Source organism: Pseudomonas sp. MYb327 (assembly GCF_040438925.1).
Lineage (GTDB): Bacteria > Pseudomonadota > Gammaproteobacteria > Pseudomonadales > Pseudomonadaceae > Aquipseudomonas.
The window spans coordinates 5,553,670-5,574,309 of sequence record NZ_CP159258.1; the positions used below are offsets into that span (position 1 = coordinate 5,553,670).

General features: G+C 57.6%; 19 protein-coding genes, 1 pseudogene and 1 riboswitch. Of the genes and pseudogenes, 9 read left to right on the forward strand and 11 right to left on the reverse strand.

The window, feature by feature from the left end:
- The first annotated feature begins 32 nt into the window (after nucleotides 1-32).
- Nucleotides 33-1,802, forward strand: coding sequence for a flavin monoamine oxidase family protein (locus tag ABVN21_RS25115; protein ID WP_339556695.1), 1,770 nt, complete (start codon nucleotides 33-35; stop codon nucleotides 1,800-1,802).
- Between the two features lie 53 nt (nucleotides 1,803-1,855).
- Here ABVN21_RS25115 and ABVN21_RS25120 read toward each other — a convergent pair.
- Together ABVN21_RS25120 and ABVN21_RS25125 are read right to left on the reverse strand one after the other, a co-directional pair.
- Nucleotides 1,856-3,061: pseudogene (locus ABVN21_RS25120) on the reverse strand (ISL3 family transposase).
- Nucleotides 3,062-3,533: 472 nt separating this feature from the next.
- The gene (locus ABVN21_RS25125) at nucleotides 3,534-4,034 is read right to left on the reverse strand and encodes a hypothetical protein (protein ID WP_339556773.1); all 501 of its coding nucleotides are present in this window, start codon (nucleotides 4,032-4,034) and stop codon (nucleotides 3,534-3,536) included.
- A gap of 160 nt (nucleotides 4,035-4,194) precedes the next feature.
- Here ABVN21_RS25125 and ABVN21_RS25130 point away from each other — a divergent pair, with 160 nt between their 5' ends.
- The gene (locus ABVN21_RS25130; protein ID WP_339556772.1) at nucleotides 4,195-4,443 is read left to right on the forward strand and encodes a hypothetical protein; all 249 of its coding nucleotides are present in this window, start codon (nucleotides 4,195-4,197) and stop codon (nucleotides 4,441-4,443) included.
- Between the two features lie 410 nt (nucleotides 4,444-4,853).
- Here the strand turns inward: ABVN21_RS25130 and ABVN21_RS25135 are convergent, their stop codons facing one another.
- Nucleotides 4,854-5,348 carry a hypothetical protein gene (locus ABVN21_RS25135; RefSeq protein ID WP_339556771.1) on the reverse strand — a complete coding sequence of 165 codons (495 nt, stop codon included), beginning with the start codon at nucleotides 5,346-5,348 and terminating at the stop codon, nucleotides 4,854-4,856.
- 483 nt (nucleotides 5,349-5,831) lie between these two features.
- On the opposite strand from ABVN21_RS25135, the gene ABVN21_RS25140 reads away from it, so the two are divergent.
- Both ABVN21_RS25140 and ABVN21_RS25145 read left to right on the forward strand, forming a co-directional pair.
- On the forward strand, nucleotides 5,832-6,383 hold the full coding sequence (locus tag ABVN21_RS25140; RefSeq protein WP_339556770.1) for a cytochrome b: 552 nt from the start codon (nucleotides 5,832-5,834) through the stop codon (nucleotides 6,381-6,383).
- 32 nt (nucleotides 6,384-6,415) lie between these two features.
- Nucleotides 6,416-7,003: a YceI family protein gene (locus ABVN21_RS25145; RefSeq protein ID WP_339556769.1), complete on the forward strand. Its 588-nt coding sequence runs from the start codon at nucleotides 6,416-6,418 to the stop codon at nucleotides 7,001-7,003.
- A gap of 154 nt (nucleotides 7,004-7,157) precedes the next feature.
- On the opposite strand, the gene ABVN21_RS25150 is transcribed toward ABVN21_RS25145, so the two are convergent.
- From ABVN21_RS25150 to ahcY, 5 genes are all read right to left on the reverse strand, one after another.
- Nucleotides 7,158-9,032 (reverse strand): DEAD/DEAH box helicase, encoded by a 1,875-nt coding sequence (locus ABVN21_RS25150; protein ID WP_339556768.1) that lies wholly within the window; start codon nucleotides 9,030-9,032, stop codon nucleotides 7,158-7,160.
- A 223-nt stretch (nucleotides 9,033-9,255) separates the two neighbouring features.
- Nucleotides 9,256-10,071, reverse strand: a complete 816-nt coding sequence (locus tag ABVN21_RS25155; protein WP_339556767.1) for a transporter substrate-binding domain-containing protein — start codon at nucleotides 10,069-10,071, stop codon at nucleotides 9,256-9,258.
- An 87-nt stretch (nucleotides 10,072-10,158) separates the two neighbouring features.
- Complete coding sequence (locus ABVN21_RS25160) at nucleotides 10,159-11,241, reverse strand: hypothetical protein (protein WP_339556766.1); 1,083 nt, start codon at nucleotides 11,239-11,241, stop codon at nucleotides 10,159-10,161.
- 74 nt (nucleotides 11,242-11,315) lie between these two features.
- Nucleotides 11,316-12,161 carry a methylenetetrahydrofolate reductase [NAD(P)H] gene (gene metF, locus ABVN21_RS25165; protein ID WP_339556765.1) on the reverse strand — a complete coding sequence of 282 codons (846 nt, stop codon included), beginning with the start codon at nucleotides 12,159-12,161 and terminating at the stop codon, nucleotides 11,316-11,318.
- A 197-nt stretch (nucleotides 12,162-12,358) separates the two neighbouring features.
- On the reverse strand, nucleotides 12,359-13,768 hold the full coding sequence (gene ahcY / locus ABVN21_RS25170) for an adenosylhomocysteinase (RefSeq protein WP_339556764.1): 1,410 nt from the start codon (nucleotides 13,766-13,768) through the stop codon (nucleotides 12,359-12,361).
- Nucleotides 13,769-13,791: 23 nt separating this feature from the next.
- Nucleotides 13,792-13,894, reverse strand: a riboswitch (S-adenosyl-L-homocysteine riboswitch).
- A 198-nt stretch (nucleotides 13,895-14,092) separates the two neighbouring features.
- Between ahcY and ABVN21_RS25175 the strand changes: the two genes are divergently transcribed.
- Together ABVN21_RS25175 and ABVN21_RS25180 are read left to right on the forward strand one after the other, a co-directional pair.
- Nucleotides 14,093-14,497 (forward strand): hotdog domain-containing protein, encoded by a 405-nt coding sequence (locus ABVN21_RS25175; protein WP_339556763.1) that lies wholly within the window; start codon nucleotides 14,093-14,095, stop codon nucleotides 14,495-14,497.
- Between the two features lie 180 nt (nucleotides 14,498-14,677).
- Nucleotides 14,678-15,565 (forward strand): formate/nitrite transporter family protein, encoded by an 888-nt coding sequence (locus ABVN21_RS25180; protein WP_339556762.1) that lies wholly within the window; start codon nucleotides 14,678-14,680, stop codon nucleotides 15,563-15,565.
- Here ABVN21_RS25180 and ABVN21_RS25185 read toward each other — a convergent pair whose 3' ends face one another.
- Complete coding sequence (locus ABVN21_RS25185) at nucleotides 15,566-16,735, reverse strand: MFS transporter (protein ID WP_339556761.1); 1,170 nt, start codon at nucleotides 16,733-16,735, stop codon at nucleotides 15,566-15,568.
- Nucleotides 16,736-17,009: 274 nt separating this feature from the next.
- Here ABVN21_RS25185 and ABVN21_RS25190 point away from each other — a divergent pair, with 274 nt between their 5' ends.
- On the forward strand, nucleotides 17,010-17,843 hold the full coding sequence (locus ABVN21_RS25190) for an EamA family transporter (protein ID WP_339556760.1): 834 nt from the start codon (nucleotides 17,010-17,012) through the stop codon (nucleotides 17,841-17,843).
- Nucleotides 17,844-17,874: 31 nt separating this feature from the next.
- The gene (locus tag ABVN21_RS25195) at nucleotides 17,875-18,258 is read left to right on the forward strand and encodes an MAPEG family protein (RefSeq protein ID WP_339556759.1); all 384 of its coding nucleotides are present in this window, start codon (nucleotides 17,875-17,877) and stop codon (nucleotides 18,256-18,258) included.
- A 119-nt stretch (nucleotides 18,259-18,377) separates the two neighbouring features.
- Here ABVN21_RS25195 and ABVN21_RS25200 read toward each other — a convergent pair whose 3' ends face one another.
- Nucleotides 18,378-19,553: an MltA domain-containing protein gene (locus tag ABVN21_RS25200; RefSeq protein WP_339556758.1), complete on the reverse strand. Its 1,176-nt coding sequence runs from the start codon at nucleotides 19,551-19,553 to the stop codon at nucleotides 18,378-18,380.
- Between the two features lie 127 nt (nucleotides 19,554-19,680).
- Here ABVN21_RS25200 and ABVN21_RS25205 point away from each other — a divergent pair, with 127 nt between their 5' ends.
- Nucleotides 19,681-20,130, forward strand: coding sequence for a cytochrome c (locus ABVN21_RS25205; RefSeq protein ID WP_339556757.1), 450 nt, complete (start codon nucleotides 19,681-19,683; stop codon nucleotides 20,128-20,130).
- 78 nt (nucleotides 20,131-20,208) lie between these two features.
- Here ABVN21_RS25205 and ABVN21_RS25210 read toward each other — a convergent pair whose 3' ends face one another.
- Nucleotides 20,209-20,604, reverse strand: a complete 396-nt coding sequence (locus ABVN21_RS25210) for a DUF1090 domain-containing protein (protein ID WP_339556756.1) — start codon at nucleotides 20,602-20,604, stop codon at nucleotides 20,209-20,211.
- Between the last annotated feature and the right edge of the window lie 36 nt (nucleotides 20,605-20,640).

The following is a 20,640-nucleotide window of genomic DNA, read 5'->3' on the forward strand; positions in this document are numbered from 1 at the left end:
TATTTTTCTCGTGTATTTCCGGAGTTCGCTGAATGTCTGTCGGTTGGCTGCGCGCCTGTGCGCTGGTGATGTTGGGGCTGTTCAGCGTGTCTGCGCTGGCAAAGGATAAAACCGCGATCGTGATCGGCGGTGGGGTCGCGGGCCTCACCGCTGCTTATGAGCTGCAGAACAAGGGCTGGCAAGTCACGCTGCTGGAAGCCAAGCCGAGCCTGGGTGGGCGTTCCGGCATGGCCACCAGTGAGTGGATCGGCAACGACAAGGCTCAACCGGTTCTGAACAAGTACGTCTCCACGTTCAAGCTGAGCACCACGCCAGCGCCTGAATTCGTGCGGACCCCGAGTTACCTGATCGATGGCGTGTATTACACCGCTGCCGATCTGGCTACCAAGGATCCAACCACGGCCGAAGCGCTCAAGCGCTATGAAAAGACTGTGGACGACCTGGCACGCTCGGTCGAAGACCCGCTGAACCCGGCAGCGAACAACACGCTGCATGCTCTGGACCAGATCAACGTGTCCAATTGGCTGGACCGCCTGAGCCTGCCGGTGACTGCCCGTCAGTTGGTGAACCAGCAGATTCGTACCCGTTATGACGAGCCTTCGCGCCTGTCGCTGCTTTATTTCGCGCAGCAAAGCAGTGTCTACCGTGGCGTTTCCGACCGTGACCTGCGAGCTTCGCGTCTGGTCGGTGGCAGCCCGGTGCTGGCCCAGGCCTTCGTCAAACAACTGAAAACCATCAAGACCAGTTCCCCGGTCTCGTCGATTACCCAGGACAAGGACGGCGTCACCGTCAAGGTCGGCAGCGTGGGCTATCAGGCTGACTACGTGGTACTGGCCGTGCCGTTGCGCGCGCTGAACAAGATCCAGATGACCCCGGCGCTGGACGCCCAGCACCTGGCCGCGATCAAGGGCACCAACTACGGTTGGCGCGACCAGATCATGCTGAAGTTCAAGACGCCGGTGTGGGAACCCAAGGCCCGCATGTCGGGCGAGATCTACAGCAACACTGGCCTGGGCATGTTGTGGGTCGAGCCTGCCTTGAAGGGCGGCGCCAACGTGGTGATCAACCTGTCCGGCGACAACGCACGGGTGATGCAGGCGTTCGGCGACAAGCAGATGGTCGATCAGGTGCTGATTCGCCTGCATGCGTTTTATCCCCAGGCACGCGGCTCGTTCACCGGTTATGAAATCCGTCGCTACAGCACCGACCCTTCGATGGGCGGCGCTTACCTGGCTTTCGGCCCGGGCCAGATCAGCAAGTTCTGGCGCATTTGGGAACGTCCGATTCAGCGCGTAGCGTTCGCTGGCGAGCACACCGACACCTTGTATCCGGGCACTCTGGAAGGTGCACTGCGCACCGGTCAGCGTGCGGCCAGTCAGGTTGAAGACCTGGCGGCGGGCAAATCGTTTGAACCGGCGAAGGTCGGTCCGGCAGCGACGGCCGCTGCTGCGGCAGGTGCTGGCGCGGTGGCGGCGAAGAAGGGCAACTTCTTCACGAACTTGTTCGGCGGGTCGGACGACGAGAAGAAGCCGGAACCGGTTAAGGCGCCTGAGCCTATTGCACCGCCAGCTCCGGCGCCTGCTCCAGCCCCGGTCGCTGCCCCGGCGCCGGTTGAAGCACCGAAGCCTGCAACTCCGGTGAAAGCCGAGCCTGCGAAGAAGGCTCCAGCCAAGACCCCGGCGAAACCGGCAGCCAAAACCGAGGCCAAAAAAGCCCCGGCCAAGACTCCGGCAAAAAAGGCTGAACCGGCGAAGAAGCCAGCAGCCAAACCGGCGGCGACTACTGAGACCAAGGCTCAGTAACGTTCAGATGTAGAAAAAAGCGCGGCCTAAGGGTCGCGCTTTTTTTTGGTTCTTCACGGATTACCGGGAAAGACGCTCTTGATCTTCATGAAAAAGAACTCGCTATCCCGGTAACCGTACGCCATCCGTTTAATGACTTTTATTCGATTGTTTATTCCTTCCAACTGACCGGTGTGCATCGGCCAGCGCACTCGGCTCACGATGCCCCGCCAGTAGCCCTTTAGCCGTTTGGCAAACTGGATCAGAGCTGGTATTTCGCTTTCATGAGCATGGCGCAGCCATTGCTTCCAGGCCGATCTCCAGGCCCAAGCAGCACTCGGCGTCCAGAGCGTTTTGAGCTCAGCTTTCATCAAATAAACCGTCATCAGCGATTGGTTGGCCGCCAACAAATCCTGCAAGTGAACCTGTTGTTCCGGCCTTTTCAGGTTCTCTGGATTGCGCAGCAACAGCCACCGCGCTTGCTTGATGACCTTGCGAGCCGGCTTGTCGTGGCGCAGTCGGTTAGCCTCGTCGACGCGGACCCGATCAATCACCTCTCGGCCATATTTGGCCACCACATGAAAGAGGTCGTAGACCACTCGCGCTTTCGGGCAGTGCTGACGAACCTCCAGGTCAAAAGCGGTGTTCATGTCCATCGCCACCGCTTCGATTCGAGCACACCCCTCTGGCCCCAGCTCCTCGAAAAAGGGCCGAACCGCCGCCCGGCTGCGGCCTTCACCGATCCATAGCACTCGTCGCGTATCGGCATCCAACACCACGCTGGCGTAGCGATGCCCTTTGAACAGCGCGAATTCATCCATCACCAGGCGTCGTGGTTGCGCCTTTGGCAGCGTGCTCAACGCCGCCTGTAAGGCTCGACGCTCCAGCAACCGAACGGTGTCCCAATGCAGCCCAAACATCTGGGCCACGTGCAGGGTGGGAAGGCGCTAGCAGGTCTGAATGACCGCATCGGCTAAGCGGCGCGTCATGCGGGCATAGCGATCCAGCCAACTGACGGCCTCCATGCGCTTGCCACAGTCGCGGCAGCCAACCCGCCTGAGCAAAACGCTGAGGCGTACCGCGCGACCGAGAATGGGAAGATCACGAACAGTTCGCTCGCAATACTCATGAGTGGTTGAACACGGTTTTTGGCAGCCGCCGCAGGAAGGGAATCGGGTGGCATGGGGAATCAGATCGATCTGTAGGGCGTCACCATCGGGCTTGATGGTGACGACAGAAAAGCCCTCCCAAAAAGGAAGGAAAGTATTAATATCACGCATAAGAACGCCGGTTTTTTAGATGTGTTTGCTCGCACGAACATCATCAATCAAATCGGCGTTCTTGTTTCTGTCTTTCCCGGGATTCCGTGAAGAACCTTTTTTTTGCTTATCTAACAAGCGGAAGACATTACTTTTTTCAAACGCAGTAATCAGGTGCCGCGATTCATGATCCTGGTCCTACACGCTTCGACCATATATCAGATTCTTCCCACAAATTAATCAGAAGCAAATGATGGGTGGCGCCTTGAATTAAAATCTATGCTTTCGGAAAATCTGGAGGGCGTATGAAAACAATATTGGTTTTAGTGGTGTTGATAACATTCACAGGATGTGTTGATGGGAAATTCACTCTTAAAAGACATGCTCCTGAATTGGCCCATAAGTGCCATATTAATCCATACGACCCAGATTGTTTGGATCCGCCTCCAATCTTCAAAAGCTCTTAAGTGTTCGATTAATGAATCATGAGGTGTTATGGAAATTTCCATATAGGAATTTCAGTGCCATCCGGAAGCACTTTTACCCACCTTTCCTTTGGCTTTGGAATGCGGCCAGGGGTGAATCCAAAGCGAGCCCAGCACATACTCCCTGTCCGTTTATCGTAGATGACTAGATTCCCGTCATCCTGAATAACCATACACGTGTTGTACCAAAGCGATTTATCAATGCTGTGAGTGCTGTCAGCAATCCATAAGCGCCGTCTGGACGGGTCATAAAGAAACCCATTATTGCTAATCACAAACATCAGAGGCTCACGCATCTTTTTCGGATATAAGGTTCTGCTGTAAATCTGATTGCCATCTGCAATCCAGACTACAGCGCCGTTATCGGTGATTACTAAATTGCCATCCACTTGCAGCACCAAGCGAAATCGCCCGTTTGGGGACATGAGATATTGACCCGGCGTCATCGTTTGGTTGGGCGGTAGTACTGGCGAGCCACTTGCTTGAAATGGTGTGTATCTGATAGCCATGTTTCATTCCTTAATCAATGAGTTGTTGAGCACTCATTGAATCAAGCTCGAATACGGAAATGGCGATACATATGTATTACAAGCCAATTAATTAAGCCGCAACGCGTTCCGCGTAGCAGCTGCCGAAGGCTGCGTTCGGCTGCGCAGCAGTCGTAAGCCAGTGGCACCGGCCCCAGCACCTGCTCCGACGCCAGCCCCGGCCGCTGCACCGGCGCCGGTTGAAGCGCCGAAGCCTGCGACGCCAGTGAAAGCCGAGCCTGCGAAGAAGGCTCCAGCCAAGACCCCGGCGAAACCGGCAGCCAAAACCGAGGCCAAAAAAGTCCCGGCCAAGGCTCCGGTGAAAAAGGCTGAACCGTCGAAGAGGCCAGCGGCCAAGCCGGCGGCGACTACTGAGACCAAGGCTCAGTAACGTTCAGGTATAGAAAAGCGCGGCCCGAGGGCCGCGCTTTTTTTCTGATCCGATTTACATGAACTGAACTCTGTAGTCGCAAAGCGATGATTTCAGTCCTACAAGCTTCAGCGATGTATCAGATACTTCTCACAACATAATCGGAAGCGAATGATCGAACTGGTTGAGCTTGAAGTATAGGCTCTTCAAAAAATCTGGAGCCTATATGAAACTAATATCAGTAATTTTAATATCGATAATACTTTCTGGTTGTGTGGTTGGCAAAAGCAGGGATCCACTGAGGATTCAAATGCTTCCCAAGCGCGACACTGAGTTAGCCCACAAATGTCGGATTGATCCTTATAAGCCTGAATGTTCAGTCAATTAGATGTTAAAAGGGTTTTAATTTCGGTAAGTGCTCGTAATCAAGATTAATTAAAGTCCCAGTGAAAGATAGGTATGCCCTGAACTATCACATTAAGCCGCTTTTGTTTAGGGAAGCGGCCAGGAACAAATCCAGAGCGAGCCCAACGCAGATCTCCTGTTCGCATATCGTAGATGACCAAATTTCCATCATCTTGAATAATCAAACAAGTGTTGTGCCAAAGTGATTTATCCGTGCTGTGAGTGCTCTCAGCAATCCACAAACGACCCCGAGATGGGTCATAAAGAAAACCGCTATTGCTGATCACGAACTGCAAAGGCTCACGCATTTTTCGTCGGTGCAATGTTTGGCTATAGGGTTGGTTGCTGTCTGCAGCCCAAATAATAGTCTCGCCGTTCTTGATGACTAAGTTTCCGTCAGTTTGCAAGATTAGTCGAAACTGTCCATTTTGTGATGTGAGGAATTGTCCAGACGACATCGTTTGGTTGGGGGGTAACACCGAGGTGCCATTTGCTTGAAACGGGGTATAAGTGATAGGCATGTTTTTCCCTTGAACAATGAGTTGGTGAGCCTCATTGAATCAAGTTCAAATGTGTAAAATGCGGTACATATGTATTGCACGCCAATTAATGAAGCCGAAACGCGTTCCACGTAGCAGCTGCCGAAGGCTGCGTTCGGCTGCGCAGCAGTCGTGGATCCTGCGCCTGTGGTTTATCTGACAGACCGCGAGTTTTGACTTTGCGCCTGCTTCGCAGCCGAACGCAGCCTTCGGCAGCTGCTACAGGTTGCATATGGGCTTAAGGACCGTGGCGAAAAAATCAGTAGTAGCCATCGAATAAACCTTTTGATACAGGTGTTCTCTGGTTCGTATTCAGTTTTTTTCACAATTTCGACTTTAATCTTTACTTAACTCGCTTGCTTCAGACTCTTGATCGGTTTTCTCGATATTTCAAAGCGAAATTTTCCGCTTTAATTCGATAGATAACTCGATAGTCTTGGGCCAGCACTTACAGGGATCTAGGCAATGCAGCTACGAAACTCTACTTCCCGCTACGGCTGGGTCAGCATTTTCATGCACTGGGGCGTGGCGCTGGCGGTTGTCGGTCTGTTCGCGTTGGGGTTGTGGATGGTCGGTCTCGACTACTACAGCACCTGGCGTAAAGACGCGCCGGATCTGCACAAGAGCATTGGCCTGGTGTTGTTGGGCGTGATGGTGTTGCGGGTGTTGTGGCGCTTCATCAGCCCGCCGCCGCCAACCCTGTCCAGCTACAGCCGCATGACGCGCCTCGGCGCCAAATTCGGCCATGGCTTTCTGTATCTCAGTCTGTTCGCTGTGATGATTGCCGGTTACCTGATTTCCACCGCAGAAGGTGTCGGTATCCCGGTGTTTGGCTTGTTTGAAGTCCCTGCGCTGGTATCCGGACTGCCGGACCAGGCAGATACCGCAGGCGTGATTCACCTCTACCTGGCGTGGGTGTTGGTAATTTTTTCCGGCCTCCATGCGTTGGCAGCATTGAAACACCACTTTATCGACCGTGATGTGACCCTCAAGCGCATGCTGGGTCGCAAAGCCTGAAGTTCAACCTCGACTCCAAAGGAAAACAAAGCATGTTGAAAAAGACTCTGGCCGCTCTGGCAATCGGTTCCGCCCTGTTGTCCGCCGGTAGCGCAATGGCCGCTGACTACGTAGTCGACAAAGAAGGCCAGCACGCCTTCGTTGACTTCAAGATCAGCCACCTGGGCTACAGCTACATCACCGGTACCTTCAAGGACATCGACGGCAAGTTCAGCTTCGACGCTGCCAAGCCTGAAGACAGCAAGATCGAGTTCAACGTGAACACCGCCAGCGTGTTCACCAACAACGCCGAACGTGACAAGCACATCTCCAGCAAAGACTTCCTGAACGGCAGCAAAGCCACGTTCGTTTCCACCAGCGTCAAATCCACCGGCAAAAACGCCGCTGGCAAAGACACTGCCGACGTGGCCGGCGACCTGACTATCCTTGGCGTGACCAAGCCAATCGTGGTCAAGGCTACTTTCCTGGGTGAAGGCAAGGATCCATGGGGCGGCTACCGTGCAGGCTTCGAGGGTACTTTCGCCCTCAAGCGTTCTGATTTCGGCAAGCAGAAAGACCTGGGCCCATCGTCCGACGCCGTTGATCTGTACGTGACCTTTGAAGGTGTCAAAGCGAAGTAATGCTGAGACCGTAGGAGCCGGCTTGCTGGCGATAGCGCCTTCTGCAACACAGCAGAAACCAAGTCGCCCCAATCGCCAGCAAGCCGGCTCCTACAGCCCATAAAAAAATGCCCCGACTCTCACGAGCCGGGGCATTTTTTATTGCAGCGATAAATCAGCGATTGCGGGTCAGCAAGGCCGGTTTTTCACCGCGAGGACGGCTTGGCAGTTGATCGAGCTGCTCAGGTGTCGGGAAGCGGTCAGCCTTCGACTCCTTGTGCATGATCTTCGGCGCAGGACCGCGCGGGTTTTGCACGGCCGGTTCCGAACGAGGCTGCTCGTCACGGGCCGGGCGGCGGTTGCGCGAGTCTTCGCGACGGGCCTGGCCGTCACGTGGCGCGCCATTGCGTGGGCCGCTACGTTTGGCTGGCGGTGTGCCGGTGCTGGCGCCATCGCTGTTGCGCGGACCGTTCTGGCGACCCTGTGGCTTGCCGCCACGTGGTGCGCCCGAGCCGGCAGCAGTGCCTTGTGCCGGAGCACCCGGACGGCGGCCACGGCCTTGGGCCGGTTTTGGCTGAGGCACGTAGTCGACACGGTTACCGAAGTTATCGATATCGTCGTCCAGGAACTCGTCCGGTGCACGATCAGCCGCGGCGCGTGGTGGCTGGCTGGGCTGACGCTGTTCGCGGGCCGGGGTGCCTTCGCGTGGTTTTTGCTGACGGGCTGGACGCTCGCCGCGTTCACCCGACGCCGGTTTTTCCTTGCCCTTGTCCTTGCCCTTGTCTTTACGACCGCCGCCACCGCCGCCGCCGTTCGGACCATCGCCGCGCGGGCCACGTGGATTGCGCGGGTTACGCACATCCGGACGCTCGCGGACTTCTGGCTTCTCGGCTTCCACGGCGCTCGAATCGAAGCCCATCAGGTCGCCGTCGGCGATTTTCTGCTTGGTCATGCGTTCGATACTTTTCAGCAGTTTTTCTTCGTCCGGGGCTACCAGCGAGATCGCCTCGCCCGAACGACCCGCACGGCCGGTACGGCCGATACGGTGCACGTAGTCTTCATCGACGTTCGGCAGTTCGAAGTTGACCACGTGTGGCAACTGGTCGATGTCCAGCCCGCGCGCGGCGATGTCGGTGGCAACCAGGATGCGCACGTCACCGGCCTTGAAGTCGGCCAGGGCTTTGGTGCGGGCGTTCTGGCTTTTGTTACCGTGGATCGCGACGGCGCTCAGGCCGTGTTTGTCCAGGTACTCGGCCAGGCGGTTGGCGCCGTGCTTGGTGCGGGTGAACACCAGCACCTGTTCCCAGGCGCCGGCGGTGATCAGGTGCGCCAGCAGGGAGCGCTTGTGGCTGGCCGGCAGACGGAATACGCGCTGTTCGATGCGTTCGACCGTGGTGTTCGGCGGCGTGACTTCGATGCGTTCCGGATTGTGCAGCAGTTTGCCGGCGAGGTCGGTGATGTCCTTGGAGAACGTTGCCGAGAACAGCAGGTTCTGCCGTTTGGCCGGCAGGCGCGCCAGGACTTTCTTCACGTCATGGACGAAGCCCATGTCGAGCATGCGGTCGGCTTCGTCCAGCACGAGGATTTCCACGTGGGACAGGTCGACGCTGCCTTGGCCGGCGAGGTCGAGCAGACGGCCAGGGCAGGCCACCAGCACGTCTACGCCACGGGACATGGCTTGAACCTGCGGGTTCATGCCGACGCCGCCGAAGATGCAGGCGCTGACGAACTTCAGGTCACGGGCGTAGATCTTGAAGCTTTCGTGTACCTGGGCCGCGAGTTCGCGAGTAGGCGTCAGGACCAGTACGCGCGGTTGGCGCGGGCCGTGACGCTGGGATTTGTCCGGGTGACCGTTGGGGAACAACCGCTCCAGAATCGGAAGGGCGAAACCGCCGGTTTTACCAGTACCTGTCTGTGCCGCGACCATCAGGTCGCGACCTTGCAACACGGCGGGAATGGCCCGCTGTTGCACCGGAGTAGGCTCGGTATAGCCCGCTGCCTCGATGGCGCGGACTAAAGCCTCGGAGAGACCGAGGGAAGCAAAGGACATGAGTAATCCTGTTTTAGTTAGGGCTTGGCCCAATGGGAGTCTTGCCTGGCGCGAATAGCGTTTAAGAGGAACGCAATCCCGTCCGGTCCTGCTGGGCCTTGAAAGCTCGTCTGGAGCGCTCGCGCGGGCTGGAAAGCTGCGCCGTAGCGGGGTCGAGATGCCTTGAACAAGTCCGAGCGTCCGGGCGTGAGCCTGGCGGGAAGGCCGGAGTATAACAGAGCAATCACTGCGCGCCGCTTTCCTGCTGCTCAACGGTTTTTACCGTGATGGCGGAGGCTCTCGCCGGGTTGACGGTAGCGGCCGGGTCGGCGCCGTAACGGGCGCTTAGCTCTGCGTAGGCCGGCTCGCGTTTGAAACGCTTGAGTTCGGCACCGAAGCGCTGCACCAGTAAATCCATGCCGGCATTGCGTCGCACCGCCAGGTATTGGCTTTGCTGGCTGATCACGGTCGGGTTTTCGGAGATCTTGTCGCGAATGTTCAGTTCGTCGAGCAAATGCTGGCCGACCCGGCGATCCGTGATCAGCAGGTCGATCCGTCCGCGCACCAGTTTGCCGAAGTTGGCTTCATGGCTCGGTGCCGGTTCACGGATGAACAGATTCGAATCCCTGAAATCCTGGCTGTACAGATAGCCCGGCGAGGTGCCGATGGTCAGGCCATGCAGTTCGTCGAGGGTACGGAAGGGGTGCGGACGCTCGTTGGCGTAGAACATCACGAACTGCACTTCCGAGAGCGGTTCGCTGGGGTAGAGCAATGTCGCATCGCGCTCGTCGCTGTGGAAAATGTCCAGTGCGCCATCGGCCTGGCCGGTTTCAAGCATCGACAGGCAACGTTTCCATGGCAGGAACTGCCACTCGACTTCGATGCCCAGGCGCTTGAAGACAATCGCGGTGGTTTCGTAGTCGAGTCCCAGGGATTTGCCGTTCTCCTCATACACATAAGGCGCCCACGGTTCTGTGACAATGCGCAATTTCTCGCCCCGAGCGGTGAAGCTCAGGCAAGTGAAAAGCACAACGGCAAGCAACTGGACAATGGCGGGCATGGCCTGAGGTTAGTACGCCCAACGGCTAATGAGAAGCTCTGGCTTGCATGTTTCGCGCAGTGCTTGAGCATATTGGGCGCCAAGTCTCTATTTGTCGGGCCTGTTGAGTAAGTGTTCGTGGATTGCCGTGCGCCGCTGTCCAAGAATCATCTTGACCAGGCCGTTGGTGAACCAATCCTCTAGCAGGTTGCGGCAAACCGGTGTGCCAAGGCGTTCCTGTTGGTTTTGCAGTGCTTTATCCCACCAGACTGGTCCGCAGGCCTTGTCGAACTCGTTGGGATGCTCGTAGCAACCGTAAAGGATTTCGCGAATGAACTGACGAAGGTGTTCGGGCAGTGCCAGGGTGATGAGCTTGTAGAGCATTCGCTGGGATCGCGGTGGCCGTGGAAGTTGGGCCGACACGCGACGAGTGTCGTCCAGTGCGCCCAGGCTCGTTGGGCGCCCGCCATGTTTGTTGACCCAAGCCCTGACCTTGGCCCTGAACAATTGCTTGCGGCTCCAGTAATGATGGATCAGGTCCGGGCACTTTTTGACTTCCAGCGTACGGTAGGCCGCGACCGACAGGCAGAACTCTTCGAGGGTGTAGGCCGTCTTCGCGGACGGATACAATTCGTCGATCAGGGCGATCGAGCGATCAAGCACCTGGATATCCTGCTTGTGCAGGCCGATGACGCCAGAATTGAGCAGCATCATTTGATCGTCCGCCAGGCCCTTTTCCCTTAGGGTTGACGACAACGCTCTGTAGAGCAGGTTTTCTTTGTTGTTGCCGTATTCGGCGTAATAGTCATTACACAACAGGGTGCCGGGCTGCACGCGCTCGAACAGTTTGAGCGGCGAGCAGTGGAAGAAGGTGTCGGTATCAATCAACAGCGCAATTTCGGATTCTTCGAGCACCGTGCGCAGTGCGACGTGTTTGGCGCGGAAATGATAGCCGTGGGGCTCGCTCCAGCGTCGACGTGTTTCCTCATCGAGAGGGCGTACGCGAACCGGCAGATGTTTGTAGGGTTGCGGGTTGTCGCTGAAGACCTGGATGTCGAGCGCTGCATCGGGTGTTTCGCGTAGCCGGCCCAAGGCGCTGGCTATGCTGAAAACCGCTTCCTGATGATAAGTCTCGGGCCCGAAAACCAGATAGACAAGTTGAGGGCGTGCTTGCGAGGGTGCGGTATTCATTGAACTACAACTTTCCATGTTCTTTTAAATGTAAAAGGCCCTCCGAAGAGGGCCTGGGTACTGCGTGGAAACAATCAGCGAGGTAGCTTCAAATTGTTCCATACAGCCAGGCTGGCTTCAGCCTGGTTCAGGGTATAGAAATGCAACCCTGGTGCACCGCCTTGTAACAACTGTTCACACATTTCGGTAATCACTTGCTCACCGAACTGTTGAATGCTCTGCGCATCGTCGCCGTAGGCTTCCAGTTGCTTGCGGATCCAGCGCGGGATTTCCGCACCGCAGGCATCGGAGAAACGCGCGAGTTTGCTGTAGTTGGTGATCGGCATGATTCCCGGCACGATCGGGATGTTCACGCCAGCCGCCCGTACACGCTCGACGAAATAGAAGTAGCTGTCGGCGTTGAAGAAGTATTGGGTGATCGCACTGTCGGAGCCGGCGTTGGCCTTGCGCACGAAGTTGGCGATGTCGTCTTCGAAATTGCGCGCTTGCGGATGCATTTCCGGGTAAGCGGCGACTTCGATGTGGAAATGATTGCCGGTCTCTTCACGAATGAATTCAACCAGGTCATTGGCGTGGCGCATTTCGCCACTGGCCATGCCCATGCCGGAAGGCAGGTCACCGCGCAGGGCAACGATACGCTTGATGCCGGCGGCCTTGTATTGGCTCAGCAGGCTGCGCAAGTCGTCCTTGCTGTCGCCAACGCAAGACAGGTGCGGTGCGGCAGGGACTTTGACTTCGCTTTCGAGCTGCAACACGGTGTTGAGCGTGCGATCACGAGTCGAACCGCCAGCGCCGTAGGTGCAGGAGAAAAAATCGGGGTTGTACGTGGCCAGCTGACGAGCAGTGGCAAGCAGCTTTTCATGCCCAGCGTCGGTCTTCGTAGGGAAGAATTCGAAGCTGTAGCGACGATCTTGGGACATGGTCATATCCTTGGAAACGCGTAAGCCTGTGGGGCCGGTATGTCGCGACACCGCTAATCGCTGGCAAGCCAGCTTCTACAGGTTTGCGTCGTACCGTAATGTTGCGTACGACCACTCACCTGTAGGAGCCGGCTTGCTGGCGATGCAGACGATGCGGTGCACAAGGCGCACCGCATCGTGAGCAAACCTGCGGCGAATCAGTAGCGGTAAGCGTGCGGCTTGAACGGGCCTTCGACGGCCACGCCGATGTAGTCGGCCTGGGTCTTGGTCAGTTGAGTCACAACGCCGCCGAAGCCACGGACCATTTCCAGGGCCACTTCTTCGTCGAGTTTCTTCGGCAGTACTTCAACGGTCAGGCGCTCGGCTTTCTGGGCTGGCGACAGGTCGGCGTACTTCTGGCCGAACAGGAAGATCTGCGCCAGAACCTGGTTGGCGAACGAACCGTCCATGATGCGGCTTGGGTGGCCAGTGGCGTTACCCAGGTTAACCAGACGGCCTTCGGCCAGCAGGATCAGGTAGTCGTCGTTCTGAGCATCGAATGCGCCAGCGCCGGTACGGTGGATCTTGTGAACCTGTGGCTTCACTTCTTCCCATGCCCAGTTCTTGCGCATGAAAGCAGTGTCGATTTCGTTGTCGAAGTGGCCGATGTTGCAGACAACAGCACGCTTCTTCAGAGCTTTGAGCATGTTCGCGTCGCAAACATTGACGTTACCGGTGGTGGTCACGATCAGGTCGATCTTGCCCAGCAGCGCTTTGTCGATGCTGTCTTCGGTACCGGTGTTGATACCGTCGATGAACGGCGAAACCAGTTCGAAACCGTCCATGCAGGCTTGCATGGCGCAGATCGGGTCGACTTCGGAGACCTTGACGATCATGCCTTCCTGACGCAGGGACTGAGCGGAACCCTTGCCCACGTCACCGTAACCGATGACCAGCGCTTGCTTGCCGGACAGCAGGTGGTCAGTACCACGCTTGATCGCATCGTTGAGGCTGTGACGGCAGCCGTACTTGTTGTCGTTCTTGCTCTTGGTGACCGAGTCGTTGACGTTGATCGCAGGGATCTTCAGCTCGCCCTTGGCCAGCATGTCCAGCAGGCGGTGAACGCCAGTGGTGGTTTCTTCGGTCACGCCGTGGACGCGATCCAGAACCTGTGGGTATTTGTCGTGCAGCAGCTGAGTCAGGTCGCCGCCGTCGTCGAGGATCATGTTGGCGTCCCAAGGCGCGCCATCTTTCAGAATGGTTTGCTCCAGGCACCACTCGTACTCTTCTTCGGTCTCACCTTTCCAGGCGAAAACCGGGATGCCGGCAGCGGCGATGGCAGCGGCAGCCTGGTCCTGAGTCGAGAAGATGTTGCAGGACGACCAGCGTACTTCGGCACCCAGGGCAACCAGGGTTTCGATCAGCACGGCAGTCTGAATAGTCATGTGGATGCAGCCAAGGATCTTCGCGCCCTTGAGCGGTTGCTCGGCGGAGTACTTGTTACGCAGACCCATCAGTGCCGGCATTTCGGATTCGGCGATGATGGTTTCGCGACGGCCCCAGGCAGCGAGGGACATGTCGGCAACTTTGTAATCGTTAAAATCTGCAGGCGTGATAACAGCGCTCATGAAGAGCCTCCATTCGTAAAGTATGCGAATGGGCGCCGTTGTGCGTTTAGTGTCTGGCCGGTGATGGCCAAGCAACGCCCCATCCGAGCCTGACAGGTCTAGCCTGCTGCAGCGCCCCTCGGACAGGTGGCGGGAAAACGGTAGCAAGTGAAGGTTACCGTTTTGAAACGGGGGCGATTATAGCGGTCTATGCTGATCTTCCAAAGGGTTTCTGTTGTTCAATGTCCGAACGGTAATCGAGACCATAGTCGATGGTTAATAGAGCTCTGGCCCGGGGTCTGCCAAGATACCGCCCATCATTCGGCAAGACGCTCAGGAGTGACCATGAATTTCCACACCCGCAAGTGGGTTAAGCCCGAAGACCTCAATCCCAACGGAACGCTGTTCGGCGGCAGCCTCCTGCGTTGGCTCGACGAAGAAGCGGCGATCTACGCCATCGTCCAGCTGGGCAATCAGCGCGTGGTGACCAAGTACATTTCCGAAATCAACTTCGTCAGTGCCTCGCGCCAGGGCGACATCATCGAACTGGGTATCACCGCCACCGAGTTCGGTCGTACCTCCATCACCCTCAAGTGCGAAGTACGAAACAAGATCACCCGCAAAAGCATCCTGACAGTGGAGAAGATTGTGTTCGTCAACCTGGGCGAAGACGGTCTGCCTGCTCCGCACGGCCGGACCGAGATCAAGTACGTCAAAGACCAGTTCAAGGACGACGCCAGCATCGAATAATGCGAGACCTGTAGGAGCCGGCTCGCTGGCGATGGCGCCATAAGCGTCACCCCGGAAATCGAGTCGATCCCTTCGCCAGCAAGCCGGTTCCTACAAGATCCGGTTTGTTTTTACGTGCATTGAACAGTGCTGATCCCCACGTGTCGTACCTACAAGACTCGTCACCGGTTCTGGAAACTTATGGATACGCACAAAGCTGGCAAGACCCCGGACCTCTCGGCGAAAGAGCAGCATGAGGTCGAAAAAAACCAGCCACCACGCGCGGCGGTATTGCACGAAATCATCCGTACCCAAGGCGATCAGGAACTGGAGCGCAGCGTCGCTGCCTTGTGGTGGTCGGCATTGGCCGCCGGCCTGACCATGGGCCTGTCGCTGATGGGCATGGGCTTGCTCAATTCCCGTCTGCCGGACGGCGAAGGTTTCAAGGTGATCGCCAGTTTCGGCTATTGCGCTGGTTTTCTCGCAGTGATTCTTGCGCGTCAGCAACTCTTCACCGAAAACACCCTGACCGCCGTGCTGCCGATCATGAGCAAGCCGACACTGGGCAACTTCGGCCGATTGCTGCGGCTGTGGGGGGTAGTGCTCTTCGGCAATCTGTGCGGGACGTTGCTGGTGGCTTACGTCATGCTCGAACTGCCGATTTTCGACAGCAAGACCGATGTGGCCTTCCTCGACATCGGCCGCAAGGTCATGGAAAACGACGTCAGTCAGATGTTCGCCAAGGGCATCATCTCGGGCTGGATGATCGCCACCATGGTTTGGATGATCCCGTCCATGGAGAGCGCCAAGATGTGGATCATCATCCTCATCACCTACCTCATGGCGCTGGGGGATTTCACTCACATCGTGGTCGGTTCGCTCGAGGTCGGTTATCTGGTGTTTGCCGGCGAGTTGCCGTGGAAAGATTTCTGGCTGGTGTTCGCGGGGCCGACACTGGTGGGGAACATTGTGGGTGGCAGTTTCATCTTCGCGTTGATCAGTCATGCGCAAATTCGCAGCGAGAGCGGGCCGCCGAAAGACACCGCGAATCAAGCCGAGGAACCCGGCCCGCAGAACATCAAAAAGTAATCAGCTCGGCACATTCACCGCAGCGGCACTTCGTCGTTGCAGGTAGATAAAAAACAGTGCGGTCAGCACGGTCAAGCCACTGACCAGTGCGCCTGTCCACGGCAGGTCTGCGAGGTCTGCGCCGCTGGCGACCACCAGTCCGCCGATCCAGGCGCCGGCAGCGTTACCGAGATTGAATGCGCTCTGGTTAAGTGTCGAGCCAAGGTTGGGCGCTTCATGAGCCTGGTCGATAATCAGCAGTTGCAGGATCGGGCACAGGGCGAAAGCGAAAATGCCCCACAACACCAAGGTAATTGCCGCTGGAATAACCGAGTGGCTGGTCTGGCTGAACGCGGCCAATACCACCACGACGGCCAGCGCCATGCCGACGAGTGAAGGCAGCAAGCGGCTGTCAGCCAGTCGCCCGCCGAGCATGCTGCCCGCCGTCAGGCCGACCCCGAACAACAGCAGCATGATGGTCACGCCGTGGGGACTGACGCCGGTGATGTCCTGCAGGATCGGCGCGATGTAGGTGAATACGCTGAACAGACTGGTCGAGGCCAGCACGCTCATCCCCAGCGCCAACAGCACATTGGTCTTGCCCAGCACTTTGAACTCGCTCGCCAGGTTGGCTCTATCCATCGCGATGTTCTTTGGCAGCCAGACCCATTGCGCAATCGCAGCGATTACGCCGATCACAGATACCGCCCAAAACGTCGAACGCCAGCCGGCGTATTGGCCGAGCGCCGTGCCCAATGGCACGCCCAGTACGTTGGCCAGGGTCAGGCCGGTGAACATCATGGCAATCGCCTGGGCCCGTTTGTTCGGTGCCACCAGGCCAGCGGCAACGACCGAACCGATACCGAAGAATGCGCCATGGCACAACGCGGTAATCACCCGTGCGGCCATCAGCGTGGCGTAATTCGGCGCCAGCGCACAGAGTATGTTGCCGAGAATAAACATCAGGGTCATGCCCAGCAGCGTGGCTTTGCGCGGCATGTTGGCAGTGCCGACCGCGAGGATCGGTGCGCCGAACACCACGCCCAGGGCATAGCCGGTGATCAGCAATCCTGCATGGGGAATGCTTACAGCGAGATCTCGGGCAACATCGGGCAACAAGCCCATGATGACGAATTCAGTGGTGCCGATGCCGAACGCGGCAACAGCGAGGGCAAGCAAAGCGAGTGGCATGCGCAAAGTCTCTGTCGGTAGTCTTGACGCTGTGATCAGGCATACGCATGCCGATGACCGTTCTCGAGGAGAGCGGGCAGGGCAGAATTTTTATTGGAATTAGTCGGTGCGCAACTGAGTGCGGCGTGGTCGCTTGCAGTATAAACAGCTGCTGACATATGGCGAATCAATTCTCCGTCCGTTTCATGTAGGAGCCTGGCTGCGATTTCAAATACGCCATCGCCGGCAAGCCGGGCTCCTGCAGGGAAAGGGTGGGCAACATAAGGAGTTTGCCGTGCTTGCGACGGCGTTGGTGTTGGTGGCGGCGCTGTTGCATGCGGCGTGGAATACCCTGATCAAATTCAGTGCCGAACGGTTACTGGTGGTGGCCTGCATGGACAGCGTCGCGATGTTATTTGTCGCGCTGATGCTGCCGTTTGTAGAGCTGCCTCCGCTGGAGATCTGGCCGTGGATTCTCGCCTCGGCAGCGTTCGAATTGATCTACCGCTATTTGCTGATCCAGGCCTATCGAGTTGGCGATCTGGGACTGGTCTATCCGCTGATGCGCGGTTTATCGCCGCTCGTGGTGCTGGCGCTGACATTGGTGTTCGCCGGCGAAGTGCTGACCCATCAGCAGATCATGGGAATTCTGTTGATCCCGCTCGGCATGCTTTGCCTGCTTTGGCAGGGCGGGGGTGGTGCACGATTACCGTGGTCGATGCTGCCGGTGGTGGCGCTGATCGGTCTGTGCATCGGTTGCTACACCTTTATCGATGGTCAGGCGCTGCGGCGATGGTCGCATCCGCTGGATTACCTGGTCTGGGTGACGCTGATCAGTGCCTGGCCGTTTCCGCTGCTGGCCTGGGTGCGCAAACGGCCAGCGTTCAAGTTGTTCTGGCGTGAGCAGTGGCGACTCGGCCTGGCGGTCGGGTTCTGCGTGTTGTTCAGCTACGCTCTGGTGCTGTGGGCCATGCAGCTGGGTTCGATTGCCGAAGCGGCTGCGTTACGCGAGATCAGCGTGATTCTGGTGGTCTTGTTCGGCATGCGTTACCTGAAAGAACCTTTCGGCGGGCCAAGGCTCTTAGCCTGTGGGTTGGTTTTGATCGGCATGTTGGTCATGAAATTTTGATTGCTCTGATACGTGAGAAAGGGACTGCTATATGAATGTTGCTCTGTGGTGCATTTTGATCGCGATTTTCCTGCCCTATATCTGCACGGGCATCGCCAAGGCCAGTGGCGGATATCGTCTGAGTGACAACCATGACCCCCGGGACTTTCTCGAGTCGCTCAATGGTTTGGCCAGGCGTGCGCATGCGGCGCAATTGAACAGTTTTGAAGTGACCCCGGCGTTCGCGGCGGCAGTGATCGTGGCGCACCTGGTGGGCAACGCCGAACTGGTCACGCTCAATGTGTTGGCGGTGCTGTTCATCACCAGTCGGCTGCTGTACATCATTTGCTATCTGGCGGACTGGGCGATCTTGCGCTCGCTGGTGTGGTTTGTGGGGATGGGGTTGATTGCTGCGTTCTTCGTTGTTTCAGTCTGAAAACGTAGTTCTGTAGAAGCCGGCTTGCTGGCGATAGCGGCGGCTCAGTCGACAATGATCGCGCCTGATACACCGCATCGCCAGCAAGCCGGCTTCTACAAGTTTCACTGGTTCACGGATTATTTCACTGCATCCGGTACTTGCGGCACTTGCGGCAACGCCGCGCCCTTCGGCCACAGCATCCAGATCTGCCCCTGCTGCTTCATGTCTCCCGCCAGTTGCCCGGCCGCATCGCCGGTGCCCCAGAACAGATCCGCGCGAACCTCGCCGGCAATCGCGCCGCCGGTGTCCTGGGCTGCCACGGGGCGTACCAGCGCTGTGCCGTCCGGTTTGGTGGTGGATAGCCACAACAGGCTGCCCAGCGGAATCACCTTGCGGTCTACCGCCGCGCTGTAGCCGGCCGTCAACGGCACGTTCAGCGAGCCGCGTGGACCTTCGTTGCTGTCCGGGTTCTGGGTGAAAAACACATAACTTGGGTTGCTGGCGAGCAGTTCCGGAATGCGCGAAGGATTGGCCTTGGCCCAACTGCTTATCGCACCCATGGTCACGTCTTCCTTCTTCAATTCGCCTTGCTCGACCAGCCAACGCCCGATCGGTCGGTAAGGGTGACCGTTCTGGTCGGCGTAGGCGATTCGAAGTTGACGACCGCTGTCGAGCTGGATCCGACCCGAGCCCTGGATCTGCAGGAACTGCAGGTTCATGGGATCGGTCAACCAGGCCACGACGGGAGCCTTGACACCTTTGCTGCCGATGGTTGCGGCATCGTCGTAAGGCTTGAGCACGCGCCCCTCAAGTCGACCGCGCAGGCGTTTGCCTTTGAGTTCCGGGTAGATGCTATCCAGCGAGACGATGATCATGTCTTCGGGCACGCCATATACCGGCACGTTCGCCGTTGCGGTCTGGGTCAGGCTGCCGGGGTAGACCGGTTCGTAATAGCCGGTAATCAAACCGTTGGGGTTGTCGTTGGCGGCGCGCAGGCCGTAGACATCAAGGTTCTGTTTGAGGAATCCGCGAATGTCGCTGGCGGTTTGCGGCACGTTGGCGGCCGCCGCGCAGGTTCCGCCCCAGACCGGGTCGGCCTTGAGTCGAGTGCAGGCGCTGCGCCATGAGCCGAAACCGGCAACGAGATCATTGTCGGATACCGCCGGCAGGGCTTCCCACGTGGCGCTGGAGTAAGTGGCCAGGGCATGGGTTTTCGGCTTGTTGCTGTCGCCACCGGTGCAGCCTGCGAGCAGGGCCACCATTGGCAAGGTCCAGGTCAGGCTGTGACGCCATGCCTTGAAACGGCTGTTCATGAAGTGATTCCTTTGCCAGTTGCCCGCGTGCTCCCTGCGCTCAGGCAACCCGTATTGATAATAGGGGTATTGGTCTTTGACGATGACGCGAGGATACTGGCCGCCGTTCCCGTGACCTGAAGCCACCATGACTCTCAAAAGACTTTCTGTTGTATTGCTGGCCTGCCTGACGTTGTCCGCTTGCGGTGGTGTCGACCCCAATTCGCCGCTCGGTCAGCGCAAGGCTATTTTCAAGCAGATGCTCAAGACCGGTGAAGACCTGGGTGGCATGTTGCGTGGCCGTATTCCGTTCGATGGCCCGAAGTTCGCGGACGGCGCGGTGAAGCTCGATGCGTTGTCCCATGAGCCGTGGAAACATTTTCCGCAAGTGCGTGAAGAAGACCACACCAGTGCCAAAAGCGATGTCTGGGAACAGCAAGCCCGCTTTCAGGCAATGGCCCGGGACCTTGAGTTCGCCACCGGTGAATTGGTAGTTGCCAGTCAGGTTCAACCTTATAAGGCCAGTAACCTGGGGCCGGCGGTGCAGAAGGTCGAGGATGCCTGCAGTGCTTGCCATAAGGCGTTTCGGGATCATTGATTTGAGTTGACCTGCTGCGCATTTGTGGCGAGGGAGCAAGCTCCCTCGCCACAAATGCTTACTTGCTCAGCCGGGGTCTTACTTGTCTAGTTCATCCACCGCTTCCTGCAATTCCTTGCGGGACTCGGCGAGTTTGTCCTTGCGCTTGTTGATCTTCTCCGGATCGCCTTTTTTCATGGCCTTGTCGAGGTCGGCCTGACGCTTGCTGACTTCGTGCTTGGCATCAAGCACCTTGTTTTCCCGTTCTTTTTTCAACGAAGCGTCAGTGCAGTTGGCCGTGACTTCGCTCAGGGCAGTCTCCAGGCCGGCCTGCTGGTCGGCATTGCCGTGGGATTTGGCCAGTTCGATCTGATTGATGATGCCTTGCTTCTTGGCGGCGCAGCCGGTCAGCTCCGGTGCATCTTCGGCCGCCATCAACGGGGCGGCCATCACGCTGCAAAGGGCCAACAGGGCGAGCGGTGAAAGAAATTTCATAAAAGCTCCATGTGGAAAGGCAATCGGGTCTATGCG

Coding starts and splice junctions, on each gene's coding strand:
- ABVN21_RS25115 (WP_339556695.1), top strand. CDS start 33: ATGTCTGTCGGTTGGCTGCGCGCCTGTGCGCTGGTGATGTTGGGGCTG.
- ABVN21_RS25125 (WP_339556773.1), bottom strand. CDS start 4,034: ATGGCTATCAGATACACACCATTTCAAGCAAGTGGCTCGCCAGTACTA.
- ABVN21_RS25135 (WP_339556771.1), bottom strand. CDS start 5,348: ATGCCTATCACTTATACCCCGTTTCAAGCAAATGGCACCTCGGTGTTA.
- ABVN21_RS25140 (WP_339556770.1), top strand. CDS start 5,832: ATGCAGCTACGAAACTCTACTTCCCGCTACGGCTGGGTCAGCATTTTC.
- ABVN21_RS25145 (WP_339556769.1), top strand. CDS start 6,416: ATGTTGAAAAAGACTCTGGCCGCTCTGGCAATCGGTTCCGCCCTGTTG.
- ABVN21_RS25150 (WP_339556768.1), bottom strand. CDS start 9,032: ATGTCCTTTGCTTCCCTCGGTCTCTCCGAGGCTTTAGTCCGCGCCATC.
- ABVN21_RS25155 (WP_339556767.1), bottom strand. CDS start 10,071: ATGCCCGCCATTGTCCAGTTGCTTGCCGTTGTGCTTTTCACTTGCCTG.
- ABVN21_RS25160 (WP_339556766.1), bottom strand. CDS start 11,241: ATGAATACCGCACCCTCGCAAGCACGCCCTCAACTTGTCTATCTGGTT.
- metF (WP_339556765.1), bottom strand. CDS start 12,161: ATGTCCCAAGATCGTCGCTACAGCTTCGAATTCTTCCCTACGAAGACC.
- ahcY (WP_339556764.1), bottom strand. CDS start 13,768: ATGAGCGCTGTTATCACGCCTGCAGATTTTAACGATTACAAAGTTGCC.
- ABVN21_RS25175 (WP_339556763.1), top strand. CDS start 14,093: ATGAATTTCCACACCCGCAAGTGGGTTAAGCCCGAAGACCTCAATCCC.
- ABVN21_RS25180 (WP_339556762.1), top strand. CDS start 14,678: ATGGATACGCACAAAGCTGGCAAGACCCCGGACCTCTCGGCGAAAGAG.
- ABVN21_RS25185 (WP_339556761.1), bottom strand. CDS start 16,735: ATGCCACTCGCTTTGCTTGCCCTCGCTGTTGCCGCGTTCGGCATCGGC.
- ABVN21_RS25195 (WP_339556759.1), top strand. CDS start 17,875: ATGAATGTTGCTCTGTGGTGCATTTTGATCGCGATTTTCCTGCCCTAT.
- ABVN21_RS25200 (WP_339556758.1), bottom strand. CDS start 19,553: ATGAACAGCCGTTTCAAGGCATGGCGTCACAGCCTGACCTGGACCTTG.
- ABVN21_RS25205 (WP_339556757.1), top strand. CDS start 19,681: ATGACTCTCAAAAGACTTTCTGTTGTATTGCTGGCCTGCCTGACGTTG.
- ABVN21_RS25210 (WP_339556756.1), bottom strand. CDS start 20,604: ATGAAATTTCTTTCACCGCTCGCCCTGTTGGCCCTTTGCAGCGTGATG.